This window comes from Flavobacterium sp. SP2, from assembly GCF_057626655.1.
The window spans coordinates 24,423-37,899 of record NZ_JBVHBT010000001.1 but is presented as its reverse complement, the minus strand read 5'-3'; the positions used below and the strand labels follow the sequence as shown (position 1 = coordinate 37,899).

The window sequence follows — 13,477 nt, the reverse complement described above, 5'->3', positions numbered from 1 at the left end:
ATAATTTAATTAAACGTATAAATATTCTTGGTATTCTCTAATGGTTTCTCGAGTGGCTTTTCGTTGTTCTCGAGATAATTCTCTCATAGCTTCAACACCTTTTCGAGCGCAACGTTTTACTGAATCTATTTTGCTTGAAAATTCTAATAACTTTTTGGCATCGTCTGCACTTAATTTTGATTTTAATTCATTTACAAACGAGCTGAATTCACTTACAATTTCTTGACTTTGCTCGTATTCTGATTTTAATTCTATAAATAGTTCGTCTATTTCTCTTGTAATATCTTTACTAATGGCTTCACTTTTAGTGCAAAGTTCCTTAATTATTTTATTTTCTTTATTACTAAAAAATCCCATAACGCCTACTATTTAATTAATAATTGTCTTACAATCAATCAAATATAAAAATATTTTTTTTATTTTAACATAATTGTTAATAAGTTCTAGTTTCTGTAAATAATAAATAGAGACTGATTATTAAAATTAATGCATGGCATCGGCTGGATTAATTTTGTTCTTTCCGCGTTTTATTAGAAATATAATTGGAATACAACACAAAAACATAATACCAAGATACATGAAAATATCCATGTAAGATAACACAGTGCTTTGTTTGGTAATTGTATATTCCATAGCTTGATAGGCTTTGTCTAATGCTTGGTTGGGTGTAAATCCTTTACTGATAAAAGCTTGTTGCAATTGTGCTATTCGTTGTTGTACTTCGAGTTTGCTTCCATCCAAATGCGATACCAAATTGACGCGGTGTTCTTGACTGAAACGCGTGATGAATGTGGTTATAATTGCTATTCCGAATGAACCTCCAAGTTGACGCATCATTCCAGTAAAAGCCGCGCCTTCTCCAATACTTTTTCCGCTTAAAGTGGATAATGATAAAGTGGTTATCGGTACAAATAATAATCCTAAACCAACACCACGCAAAATTAAAGGCCAAAACATGTGTTCAATGCCAGTATCAGGCGTCATTATGTTGCGCATCATGAAGGTGAAGAGAAAGAAAATCACGAATCCCAATCCGACCATATATCCTTGAGGAACGCCTTTTTGAATTAAATTTCCAATAATTGGCATCATAAAAGCGGTCGTTATCGAACCTGGTATTAGTAGTAATCCGGCATCGGTCGCTGTCCATCCAAGTATTGATTGCGTGTAAATAGGAATTATCAAAGTAGAACCATATAATCCAAAACCTAAGATGAAACACATTACTACTCCGATTCGTAAATTACCATCTTTTAAAACACCTAAATTTACAATAGGATGTTCATAAGTCAGTTCTCGCCAAATGAAAAGAAGTAAGCCGACTAGTGATATAATGCTTAAAATTACAATTAAATGATCGTTAAACCAGTCGTCTTGCTGACCGTGTTCCAAAACAAATTGTAACGAACCAATGAATGCAGTCAAGAATAAAATTCCCCACCAATCAACTTGATTGGCCTTTAATTTCTCACCGTATTTAGGGCTTTTTACAAAGGTTAATGTTAATAATGTAGCAATAATTCCGATTGGAATATTGATGTAAAAAATATAAGGCCATGAAAAATGATCTACCAAATAACCTCCTAATGGTGGACCAAGTGTTGGACCAACAATTACACCCATTCCATAAATAGCTTGTGCCATTCCTCGTTTGGCAACCGGATAACTTTCGGTAATAATGGTTTGCGCCGTAACCAAAAGCGCGCCACCACCAAGACCTTGAACAAATCGGAATGCTACCAATTCCCAAATGTTGGTAGCGTTTCCGCATAGAAATGATGAAACGGTAAAAATTATAATCGAAACGGCAAAGTAGTTACGTCTTCCAAATTGTTGTGACAACCAACTCGTCATCGGAATCACTATCACGTTAGCAATTGCATAGGCTGTAATTACCCAAGCCACATCGGTTAATGTAGCACCAAGACTACCACGCATGTTGGTTAATGCTACATTTACAATAGTTGTGTCTACAATTTCAAGCAACGCACAAAGTACCGCTGTTATTGTAATTATAATCCTTCTAAAGCCGTATTCTACTAAATCGTCTGCTTGTGCATTTACTGCCATTTTAATTTTAATATTAAATATTAGATTTTAAATATCATATAATAGATTTAGATTGAAAGAAACTTTAGTAAGTAACTTATAGTGTAATCTAGTATCGAAAAAATACTATTATTTCAAAAGTACATCTACTATTTCAAAAGTACATCTACGTCAACATTCATACCTGGTCGTAACAATTTTAGTTTTTCAACATCATTACTCGGGTCGATTGAAATTTTAACTGGTAAACGTTGTATAGTTTTAACAAAATTGCCTGTAGCATTATCTGGAGGTAAAATAGAAAATCGTGAACCAGTTGCTGGAGAAAATGACGCTATTGTTCCAACAAAATCGGTGTCAGGATAAGCGTCAACTTTTATAGTTACCTTTTGTCCAACCACCATTTTGTTTAATTGGGTTTCTTTAAAATTTGCAATAACCCACGCTTCTGAATTATTGATGATGTAAAATAACGATTGTCCTTGTTGAATAAATTGACCAGGTTGAATGGCAATTTTAGATACTTGACCGTCAACAGTTGCAGTAACAACAGTATATTCTAAATTCAATTTAGCAGCATTTAAGACTGCCTGAGCTCGTTTTATATTGGCAGCAGCAACTTCAGCCTGTTTTCCAGAAACTGTCGTTCTAGATGATGCAACAGTCTTTTGATAAGCACTTGCTTTTTGTTGATCTTGTAAAATTCGTAACTGACTTTGTGCTTCCAATTTAGCAGCTTCGGCTTGTTCAAATTGTTGTTTGGTAATCGATTGGTTTTTGTACAGATTGCTATATCTCACAAAATCGTTCGTTGCTCTTGTTAATCTAATTTTAGCAGTTTCGATACTTCCGCTTGCCGATTGAACGTTGGCATCAGATACTGAAACTCCAGCTTGTGATGTTCCAATATCTGCTTTTGATACCGCCAAATTACCTTCGGCTGCAATCAATGCGGCTTGTGCTTCTTCAATTTTAACCAAATAATCTCTGTTGTCAATTGTAAATAATGTATCGCCTTTTTTAACAAAATCATTATCCTTGGCATAAACTTTAGTTATGTAACCAGAAACTCTCGGAATTATTGGATTCATGTTTTTCTCTATCTGCGCATCATCGGTAGTTTCGTGCGATAAAGAATGAATATATTTGTAACTTCCATAAATCACTCCTAAAGTGAAAAGTGCAATGAAAATAAAAAGGAATTTTTTGTTGGTTTTTTTCTTTTCCATGAGTGAATTATTTTGTTTGAGCTAAGTTGAATGAACTGATTAATTTTCCTGATGCAAATTGTAATTGATAATATTTTAAAGCAATATCGGCTTGTGATAATGCCAAATTGATTTTGGTTTGAAGTTGTTGTACATCGGCTTCTAATAAATCGTTGGTGTCTGATAAACTATTATCGTATTTGTCTTTAACAATTCGGTAATTTTCGGTTCCTTGAATTTCAGCTTGTTTATAAACTTCATTTTGTTTTAACGATAAATTGTAGTTTTCTTGAGCTTCGTGGGTTTCTTCTTTTATTCTATCCGATAAAATTGCTACGGCTTGTTTAGTTTCTTCCACACGGCTTTTGGCAAGCTTTACTTCTTTAGAGTTTTTAAAAATTGAAGCCAAATCATAACTGACACCGACTCCAAAATTCACCGCATTGGAAACTGTTAAAACATCTTTCAAATCGAAAGCAATATAACCGCCAATTAAGGAAAGTGAAGGATAGTAATTAGATTTTGCAATTTTTACTCCAGCTTCAGATGCTTTTTCTCTGAAATTTAAAGCTTCTAAATCACTTCTTTGGGCTTCCAAAACTAAACTTTGATTTTTTGCCATATCGTTTTTGATAGTTTCAATATCAATATCGATGATCGTATTTTCTGGCAATTGTAAAAGTGTAACCAATTGATAAGTGATAACATTAGAATTTTTGATTGCGTTGTCTAGCGAAAGTTGAATATTGGATTCCTGCAATTGCGCCTTCAATAAGTCGTTTCTTGCCAATAAACCATTATCAACCATAGCCGAAAAATCTTTTACACGTTGTTTGGCGCTTTTAATATTTTCAGATATTAGTTTAGCCATTTCTTGTGCTTTGTAAAGATTGGCAAACAATTCTACTACTTCTAAAGCCAATTGCTCTTTGGTATGCGAAGCTGAAAATTTTTGTGATTGGTATAAATTATCCGATGCAATAATATTGTTTTTTAGTTTAAATCCACTAAAAATAGGCATTGCAACATTGGCTTGACCGAGTAATAACTGACTTATTTTAGGCGAAGCAGAAGGTTCGGCATTAGGATCGCTAGATGCAGAACCTAAATTCGATTTTACATCGGCATTTGTCAATCGTAAATATTGTCCCGAAATTTTAACGCTTGGATACAAATTATTTTTAACCGATTCTAATTCTAATTTAGATGTTTCTACGCGAGTATTTGCCAAATTAGCTTCGTTACTTTTAGTAATTGCAATTTCAATAGCATCTTTTAACGAAAGGGTTTTTCGCTCTTGCGATTGCATGCTTACAATTCCTAATAATAGAAAAGTAAGCGATAGAATAGATTTAATTTTCATAAACTAAAAGTGCTTTAATTGTTTTTTGAATGTGTTGTGTGAGTTCGGTTTCTATATAATGGGTAAAATCTTCATCTGTAGTCAAACCAAACAAATCATGATAAAGAGCTTTATTCATATGAAAATATACTAATGATCCGATGATGATGGGAGAAAGGAGTGCAACATTTACGTTGGGCTGAAATAAACCTTGTTCTTGACCTTCTTTTACAATGCTGGTAACAAGTTGTAAGTTGTTCTTTTTTACTTCTGTAAAAGCGTCAAGATTGATGTCGCGTTTTTTGTTGTTAGCTTCTTGATGTAAAATCTGATGAATATCTCTGTTCGAGTTAACCTGATGGATGTAGTACTCAATAATACGTTCAATTTTATGAATAGGAGAGATGTCTTCCTGAACTAAATTCTCTAATTTTAATCCTAAACTTCCAATTCTATAAAGTACAATTGCTTCTAAAAGTTTAGATTTTGAACCAAAGTAATAGGAAATCATTGCAATGTTGATAGAAGCTTTTTTTGCAATGGCACGAACTGATGTTCCGTCAAAACCTTCTTCGGCAAATAGCTTTTCTGCGACTTGAAGAATTTCGATTTGCTTTTCATTAAATTCCATTTTACAAATGTGATTTTAAATTCGACTACAAAATTAAACATTTGTTTAATTTAAACGACCGTTTAATCCGTTTGTTAACATTTTATTAACAATAAAAAAGCAATAGGTAATATCTATTGCTTAGGTTTATTAATTTGAAAATAAATAGTTTAAATAAAATTACTTAAAGTATATTATTGATAAATGATTCAATAGAGTTCTTTCCATTGGTAGTAAGAAAATTAATAAAGGCACTGCCAATTATAGCTCCTTTTTGATGTGTAATTGCGTTGTTAAATGTAGTTTTAGAATTGATTCCGAATCCAATTATTTGTGGATTTTTAAGATTTAATGCTGCAATTCGTTTGAAATAATGGGCTTCATTTTCTCCAAATCCTTCACTACTTCCTGTTACACTTGAACTACTAACCATGTAAATAAAACTGTCTGAAATGGCATCAATTTGCTGAATTCGCTCACTTGATGTTTGCGGTGTAATTAAAAATATATTTTTTAAATTATTGGATTCAAATGTTTCTTTGTATTGGTTTTGATATTCTAGTAAAGGTAAATCAGGAATGATTAATCCGTCGATGCCGATTTCATTACATTTTTGACAAAAAGCTTCAATGCCATACTGATACATCGGATTGAAATACCCCATAATCAAAAGTGGTATTTGCACACTTTCTCGGATGTTTTTCAATTGTTCAAACAACAATTCGGTTGTCATTCCGTTGTGTAATGCAGCTGTCGAACTCGCTTGAATAGTTGGCCCATCTGCAAGAGGATCACTAAAGGGAAGTCCGATTTCAATCATATCGACTCCGCTTTTTTCTAGCTCTTGAATTATTGAAACGGTATCGTTTAGTTCCGGGTAACCCGCTGTGAAATATATAGATAGTAGTTTTTTATCTTCTGCTAATTTTGAATTTATACGATTCATCTGTTATAATTTAAAATAATCAATGTAAGTATTAAGATCTTTGTCACCGCGACCCGATAGGTTAATTACCACAATGTCAGTTGGTTTGAATTGTTTTTTATCTAAAACTGAAAAGGCATGAGCAGTTTCAATTGCAGGAATTATTCCTTCTGTTTTAGATAATTCTATACCGCTTTGCATCGCGTCTTCATCTGTAATCGCAATGAATTCAGCACGTTTAGTTTCAAATAAATGTGAATGTAAAGGTCCGACGCCAGGGTAATCCAATCCTGCAGAAATCGAATACGGTTCGGTAATTTGTCCGTCGTTAGTTTGCATCAGCAACGTTTTACTTCCGTGAATAATTCCTGTTTTCCCTAAGATAGAAGTTGCTGCGCTTTCGCCAGATTCGACACCTTTTCCTGCAGCTTCAACAGCAATAATCTGCACCTCTTCTTCGTCTAAAAAATGATAAAAAGCTCCGGCTGCATTGCTTCCTCCACCAACACACGCTATTACATAATCTGGGTTTTCAACACCTTCTTTTTCTAATAATTGTGCTTTTATTTCTTCTGATATTACGGCTTGAAACCGCGCGACCATATCAGGATAAGGATGCGGACCAACTACAGAACCGATAATGTAATAGGTGTTTTCGGGATTGTTGATCCAATCTCTAATCGCTTCATTCGTTGCATCTTTCAAAGTTTTAGAACCTGAAAGCGCCGGACGAACTTCCGCGCCAAGCATTTTCATTCTTGCAACATTTGGAGCTTGACGTTTTATGTCGGTTTCTCCCATGTAAACAATGCATTCCAATCCCATTAAGGCACAAACAGTTGCGGTTGCAACACCGTGTTGACCAGCGCCGGTTTCTGCAATTATTCTGGTTTTACCCAGTTTTTTTGCAACTAGAATTTGTCCGATGGTATTATTGATTTTGTGAGCGCCGGTATGGCATAAATCTTCACGTTTCAAGTATATTTTTGTATTGTATTTTTCGGATAATCGCTTTGCAAAATAGAGTGGAGTAGGACGACCGACATAATCAACGAGTAATTCCATGAATTCTTTTTTGAACGATGGTTCGGCAGTAATTTTTAGGTAATTAAGACGTAATTCTTCAACGTTTGGGTATAGCATTTCGGGAATAAATGCGCCGCCAAACTGACCATAATAGCCATTTTCATCAACATTGTAACTAGTTTTCATGTAGCAATTTTTTAAATAGTGATAGTTCTTTTTCGTTTTTTAATCCGGGATTAATTTCAAATTTACTGTTTACATCTAGTGCGAAACATTTATTTGAAACAACTGAATTTTTGAATTCCTTAATTTTTTTAATATCTTGTAAACCAATGCCTCCGCTAAGAAAGAATGGTGTTTCTAATGAGTAGTTTTTGAGTAAATTCCAGTCAAAAGCAGTTCCGTTTCCACCAGGTAATTTCCCTTTGGTATCAAACAAGAAATAATCGCAAACCAAAGCGTACTCTTTCAAAATTGCAAAGTCAAATGCAGAATCAATTGCGAACGCTTTGATAATCCTGTTTTCTGACAATTTACTTTTTACATTCTTGCAAAATTCGGCGCTTTCATTTCCATGTAATTGTATAAATTCTAAATTATGTACTATTACTTTACTCATTATTTCATTGACAGAAGCATCCACAAAAACGCCAACTTTTGCTATTGACTTGGGAAGATTTGGTATAATGCCGTCAAAATAGCGTGCTGATTTTTCCCAAAAAATAAATCCTAAAAAATCGGGTTTGAGTTTGGCGATTTCAAGAATATTTTCTGAATTCTTCATGCCGCAAATCTTTAGTTTCATAAGCCTAGTTTTGAAATAAATTCTTTGGCCGCTTTTCCAGAATTGGTAGTTTTCATAAAATTTTCGCCAATTAAAAATCCTTGATAATTAAAGTTTTGTAGCTTTTTAACTGAATCAAAACTTGATATGCCACTTTCTGAAATTTTTACAAATTCATTTGGGATTTTTGAAGCCAATTCTTTGCTGATATCAAGGCTAACTTCAAAGGTTTTTAGGCTTCTGTTGTTAACGCCAATCATATCTAAACTAGGCATAATAGCTTTGTTTAACTCTTCTTCGTCGTGAACTTCTAGCAAAACTTCCAAGGCTAAAGAATGCGCAAATTCAGATAAATTCTTAATTTCTTCTCGTGTTAAAACCGCTGCAATTAGCAAAATCACATCGGCTCCAAATGCTTTAGCTTCTAGTATTTGATATTCATCAATTATAAATTCTTTTCGTAAAAGTGGCACATTAACAGAAGCTCTTGCTAGTAATAAATCGTCTAGCGAACCGCCAAAATACTTTCCATCAGTTAAAACTGAAATACCACATACACCAGCGCTTTCATATCCTTTTACTACTTCTTCAACCGTCAAGTTGTAGTTTATTTCGGCTTTCGATGGAGAACGTCGCTTGTGTTCAGCGATAATTCCAGATTTACTTGCTCGTAAATTTTTACTCAATGAAATGGTTCTGTTTCCAAAAAGCACAGAATTTTCTAATTGTGTGACTGGAATTAGTGACTTCTTTAATAGTACTTCTTTACGTTTATCGATTATTATTTTATCTAAAATATTCATTTGCTTAGTTGTTGTAATTGTTTTAATTTTTCTAATGCTTTTCCGCTGAAAAGGCTTTCCTTGGCTTTTTCAAATCCGTCCAAAATACTTGTATTTTCTACTGTAGCAATTGCCAATCCAGCATTTGCTAATACAACATTGTTTTGAGAATCGGTTCCTTTTCCTGAAATTACTGAATAGAAAATAGCTGCCGATTCTTCAATTGTGTCACCACCTTTAATATCTTGTAAAAGTTGTTTTTCTAAATTAAAACTTGATGGTTTTAGTATGGTTTCGGTGTTTCTTGAGATTATTTTCGTTTCGTCGGTTAATGATATTTCATCAAATCCGTCCAAGCCATGTAGAATGCAGAAGTTGGTGTCGGTATTTTGATACAAATAACTGTACATTCTTGCTAGCTCAAGGCTAAAAACACCTACCAATTGATTTTGTGGAAACGACGGATTGACCATTGGTCCCAACATGTTGAAGAATGTTTTTACGCCTAGTTCTTTCCGAATTGGACCTACATTTTTCATAGCAGGATGGAATAGTGGTGCGTGTAAAATAGCAATATTAGCTTTATCCATACTGCTTTGTAGAAAATTGGCGTCAGAACTTAATTTAATCCCTAAAGTTTCCATTACGTTGCTTGATCCAGAGACAGAGGAAACTCCGTAATTTCCGTGTTTGGCAACTTTAATTCCTGCGCCTGCTGTAATAAATGACGCTAAAGTTGAAATGTTAAACGTGTTTTTTCCATCACCACCTGTGCCACACAAGTCGATAGTGTTGTATTGTGAAAAATCTACAGGTATGCATAATTCTAACAAAGCTTCTCGAAAACCTGCCAACTCTTCAATAGTAATGCTTCGCATCATGTAAACGGTTAAAAATGCCGCAATTTGACTTGTATTATATTGTCCTGTGGAAATGTGTACCAAAATAGATTTTGCTTCTTCTTTGGTAAGTATTTCGTGATTTATCAATCGATTTAGTATTGTTTTCATGTTTTATTTTTGACCTAAAGGAATTTTTTAATATATCTGATATCTAATATTTAAAATTTGATATTAAGAATTTATCCAATTTTCTAAAATTTTCTTTCCGTTTGGTGTAAGAACACTTTCGGGATGATATTGAACGCCTTTAACATCGAATATTTTGTGTCTAATAGACATGATTTCGCCGTTTTCATCAAGTGACGTTATTTCTAATTCTTCTGGAAAATTCTCTTTAGATATAACCCATGAGTGGTAACGACCAACTTCTATAGTTTTATTTAAATCACTGAAAATAAATTCATCATCTACAATTATTTGAACTTTTGATGCCACTCCGTGATAGACTTTTTCTAAATTAGTAAGGCTTCCTCCAAACACTTCTCCAATGGCTTGCTGACCTAAACATACACCTAGAATACTTTTGGTTGGTGCGTATTTTTGAATTACAGCTTTCAATAATCCGGCATCAGATGGCAAGCCTGGTCCAGGTGAAAGTAGTATTTTATCAAATTTTTCGATTTCCTCTAGCTCAAACTCATCGTTTCGTAAAACTGTTACAGTACAATTCAAATCTTCTAGATAGTGGACTAGATTGTAAGTGAAGCTATCGTAATTGTCTATGACTACTATGTTTTTCATGTTTTTTTAGTTTCTGAGATTCTAAGTTTTTAGATTGTACTATTTTGTTAAATGTTTTCTGCAATTTCTAATGCTTTGTCTAATGCGCCTAATTTATTATAAACTTCGGTTAGTTCGTCTTCTTCGTTAGAACTTTCTACAATTCCGGCTCCAGCTTGGTATTGTAAATTGTGATTTTTACTAAGAAAAGTTCGAATCATGATGGCATGATTAAAATTTCCATTAAAATCCATAAAGCCAATTGCTCCGCCATAAAAACTGCGGTTTGTGGTTTCTATTTCGTTTATTAATTCCATTGCTTTGTGTTTGGGCGCGCCAGATAATGTTCCTGCAGGAAAGGTGTCGGCTACTACTTGCATCGAATTGGCTTTTGGAAATAAGGTACTTGTAACTTTAGACACCAAGTGAATTACGTGCGAAAAAAACTGAACTTCGCGGTATTTTTCTACAGTAACATTATTTCCGTTGCGGCTTAAATCATTTCTGGCTAAGTCGACAAGCATTACATGTTCGCTGTTTTCTTTGCTGTCTTCGGACAATTTTTTGGCTAAAATGGCGTCGTCTTCATCATTTCCAGTTCTTTTAAAAGTTCCTGCAATGGGATGAATTTCTGCAATTCTATCTTTTATGATTAATTGTGCTTCGGGTGATGATCCAAATATTTTAAAATTTCCGTAATCAAAAAAGAATAGGTAAGGAGATGGATTTATGCTTCGTAATGCGCGGTAAACATTGAATTCGTCACCTTTGAATTTTTGTGAAAATCGTTTTGACAAAACCAGTTGAAATACGTTTCCAAGTTTGCAGTGCTGTTTGGCTAACGTTACATTCGCTTTAAAATCTGCGTCGGATATATTGGATGTTTTTTCGCCTTCTTTTTTGAAGGTATATGAAGCAAAATTGCGCGCTTGAAGTAACTGAATAATTTCGTCGGTATTGTTTTTATCATCTAAAGAATGACAGAAAATATACGCTTCATTTTTAAAATGATTTATGGCAATTATGTTTTGATATACTGCGTAAAATAGATCTGGAATATCTTGGGAATTAGGTTTTTTATTGATGGTTGTTTTCTCAAAATAACGAACTGCATCGTAGTTTATGTAGCCAAAAAGTCCGTTGGTGATGAACTTAAATTTTTCGTTGTTGGATTGAAATTGAGATGCAAATAGCTGGATTTCGTTGGCAACGTTGGTTTGGTTTGTAATTGCTATTTCTTGCGTTGTATTGTCTGGATATTGTTTAGAAATAATTTCGTTTTCAACTTTTATAGAAGCTACTGGATTGCAACAGATGTACGAAAAACTGTTGTCGTTGGCATGATAATCGGAGCTTTCTAACAGAATACTATTTGGAAATTTATCGCGAATTTTTAGGTAAATACTAACAGGTGTAATTGTGTCGGCGAGTATTTGCTTATAATTAGTTTTTAAAATGTAGGTCTTCATATTATTTTTTACTTTTTATTTGTTGAAATGCTGAAATAAATTCAGCATAAAAAAAAGGCTTGTCGTGATTGACAAGCCTTTTTGTGATATTTAGATTTAAAATATACTTATAGGAACTTTGTTCACGACGCACGACGTAAATTGTTCCACCACCAAGTATTGTTTAAAATGTTGTTCATTGTACTTATTTGTGAAGCAAATGTATAGATAGTTTTTAATATTACAAATTTGTTTTGGTAATTTTTGTAAATTTTATGATTTGTTGCAGTTGCAAGAAGGATAGTAATGGAAAACCTTTTATTTTTTTTCTTTTTAAAAAATAAAAGTTTGGGAATGGATAGCCAGGTGCGCTTTTTTCGGCGCACTTGCCCAAAAGAAAAAAACCTTAAAGATTTCTCCTTAAGGTTTTATAGCAATTTTTATTTTTTTTATTAGAACTGTAATGAAACAGTCAATTCGAAATCGTCGTTGATTACGTTATCTCCAAGATTTTCGAAGAAGTTTTTAGATTTAAATTTGATTCCGTATTTAGTTCTGTCTACGTTGAATGCTGTAGTTGCAGTGTTTCCTTTTACAGTTAAATCAAATTTTACTGGACTTGTGATGTCTTTTATTGTTAAATCGGCAGTTACTGTGTAAACTCCGTTTCCTTTATCAGCGATAGTTTTGAAAACTAATTTAGAAGTTGGGTACTTGTCTGTTCCAAAAAAGTCGTCTGCTTTCAAGTGTCCTTCTAATTTTTCTTTTCCTTGACCAGCTTTTAAATCGGTTACTTCGATAGATGCTGTGTTAACAGTGAAAGTTCCACCAGTTAATTTTTTTCCTTTGAAAATTAAAGACCCTTCTTTAATTCCAACAGTTCCAGAGTGTGAACCTGTTACTTTTTTTCCAACCCAGTTGATGGTACTTTTGCTTACGTCAACTTTTTTAGTTTGTGCTGTAGCGATTGTTGAAACGGCTACAAATAATGCCAATGCGATGGTTTTTAAATTGTTCATTGTTTTTAAGTATTTATTGATTATTAAATTGTTATGAATAAATCTTCGTTAGATTTTCTTACTTTTTTGTACCCTTGTGTAGCATCTTCTTCACTTCGGTAACCTATTGTTGCTACAAGTGTTGCATGTAAACCTTTTTCTGGTAAACCTAAAATTTTATCGTACTCTGCTGGAACGAAACCTTCCATTGGTGTAACATCAATTTTTAGTTCTGCTGCAGCATTTAATAAATTAGCTAATGCAATGTAAGCTTGTTTTGCTGCCCAATTGTTTCTTACGTCTTCTGGAAGTGAAGAAATATTGCCTTTCATCATTTGCGCATAACCTTCAACAGCTTCTGCAGGAACGCCTCTTGTTTCGATTATGTTATTGATGTAGGCATCTATTTGTGAATCGCCATAATTGGTTTCAATTGCAAATACGAATAAATGTGATGCATCTACAATTTGAGATTGACCCCATGAAACGGGCTGCAATTGTGCTCTTACTTCTGGATTTTCTACAATTAGTACTTGGTAAGGTTGTAATCCGTATGATGATGCAGAAAGACGAATAGCTTCTTTTAAAGTTGCTATATCTTCGGTAGAAACTTTTTTAGTTGCATCGAATTTTTTGGTTGCGTAACGCCAATTGGCATCTTGAATAAAATTGCTCATAGTTAA

14 protein-coding genes are annotated in these 13,477 nt (G+C 33.6%); all 14 read right to left on the bottom strand.

Annotated features, from left to right (window positions below):
* Positions 1-9: 9 nt before the first annotated feature.
* Complete coding sequence (locus ACZ098_RS00235; protein WP_487309720.1) at positions 10-357, bottom strand: hypothetical protein; 348 nt, start codon at positions 355-357, stop codon at positions 10-12.
* Between the two features lie 126 nt (positions 358-483).
* The gene (locus ACZ098_RS00230) at positions 484-2,070 is read right to left on the bottom strand and encodes a DHA2 family efflux MFS transporter permease subunit (protein WP_487309719.1); all 1,587 of its coding nucleotides are present in this window, start codon (positions 2,068-2,070) and stop codon (positions 484-486) included.
* A gap of 128 nt (positions 2,071-2,198) precedes the next feature.
* Positions 2,199-3,278 carry an HlyD family secretion protein gene (locus tag ACZ098_RS00225; protein WP_487309718.1) on the bottom strand — a complete coding sequence of 360 codons (1,080 nt, stop codon included), beginning with the start codon at positions 3,276-3,278 and terminating at the stop codon, positions 2,199-2,201.
* A 7-nt stretch (positions 3,279-3,285) separates the two neighbouring features.
* Positions 3,286-4,620, bottom strand: coding sequence for a TolC family protein (locus ACZ098_RS00220; RefSeq protein ID WP_487309717.1), 1,335 nt, complete (start codon positions 4,618-4,620; stop codon positions 3,286-3,288).
* On the bottom strand, positions 4,610-5,230 hold the full coding sequence (locus tag ACZ098_RS00215) for a TetR/AcrR family transcriptional regulator (RefSeq protein WP_487309716.1): 621 nt from the start codon (positions 5,228-5,230) through the stop codon (positions 4,610-4,612). Before ACZ098_RS00215 ends, ACZ098_RS00220 begins: the two co-directional genes overlap by 11 nt.
* A 163-nt stretch (positions 5,231-5,393) precedes the next feature.
* A complete protein-coding gene (gene trpA / locus ACZ098_RS00210) occupies positions 5,394-6,155 on the bottom strand; it encodes a tryptophan synthase subunit alpha (protein WP_487309715.1) in 762 nt (253 codons plus the stop codon).
* A 3-nt stretch (positions 6,156-6,158) separates the two neighbouring features.
* The gene (gene trpB, locus ACZ098_RS00205) at positions 6,159-7,346 is read right to left on the bottom strand and encodes a tryptophan synthase subunit beta (protein ID WP_487309714.1); all 1,188 of its coding nucleotides are present in this window, start codon (positions 7,344-7,346) and stop codon (positions 6,159-6,161) included.
* On the bottom strand, positions 7,336-7,965 hold the full coding sequence (locus ACZ098_RS00200; RefSeq protein ID WP_487309713.1) for a phosphoribosylanthranilate isomerase: 630 nt from the start codon (positions 7,963-7,965) through the stop codon (positions 7,336-7,338). The genes trpB and ACZ098_RS00200 overlap by 11 nt, the downstream gene beginning before the upstream one ends.
* The gene (gene trpC, locus ACZ098_RS00195) at positions 7,962-8,747 is read right to left on the bottom strand and encodes an indole-3-glycerol phosphate synthase TrpC (RefSeq protein ID WP_487309712.1); all 786 of its coding nucleotides are present in this window, start codon (positions 8,745-8,747) and stop codon (positions 7,962-7,964) included. Before trpC ends, ACZ098_RS00200 begins: the two co-directional genes overlap by 4 nt.
* The gene (gene trpD, locus ACZ098_RS00190; RefSeq protein ID WP_487309711.1) at positions 8,744-9,736 is read right to left on the bottom strand and encodes an anthranilate phosphoribosyltransferase; all 993 of its coding nucleotides are present in this window, start codon (positions 9,734-9,736) and stop codon (positions 8,744-8,746) included. The genes trpC and trpD overlap by 4 nt, the downstream gene beginning before the upstream one ends.
* Before the next feature lie 63 nt (positions 9,737-9,799).
* Positions 9,800-10,369 carry an anthranilate synthase component II gene (locus ACZ098_RS00185; protein ID WP_487309710.1) on the bottom strand — a complete coding sequence of 190 codons (570 nt, stop codon included), beginning with the start codon at positions 10,367-10,369 and terminating at the stop codon, positions 9,800-9,802.
* 47 nt (positions 10,370-10,416) lie between these two features.
* Positions 10,417-11,817: an anthranilate synthase component I family protein gene (locus tag ACZ098_RS00180; protein ID WP_487309709.1), complete on the bottom strand. Its 1,401-nt coding sequence runs from the start codon at positions 11,815-11,817 to the stop codon at positions 10,417-10,419.
* 431 nt (positions 11,818-12,248) lie between these two features.
* Positions 12,249-12,815: a YceI family protein gene (locus ACZ098_RS00175; protein WP_487309708.1), complete on the bottom strand. Its 567-nt coding sequence runs from the start codon at positions 12,813-12,815 to the stop codon at positions 12,249-12,251.
* 23 nt (positions 12,816-12,838) lie between these two features.
* Positions 12,839-13,471 (bottom strand): NAD(P)H-dependent oxidoreductase, encoded by a 633-nt coding sequence (locus ACZ098_RS00170; RefSeq protein WP_487309707.1) that lies wholly within the window; start codon positions 13,469-13,471, stop codon positions 12,839-12,841.
* Between the last annotated feature and the right edge of the window lie 6 nt (positions 13,472-13,477).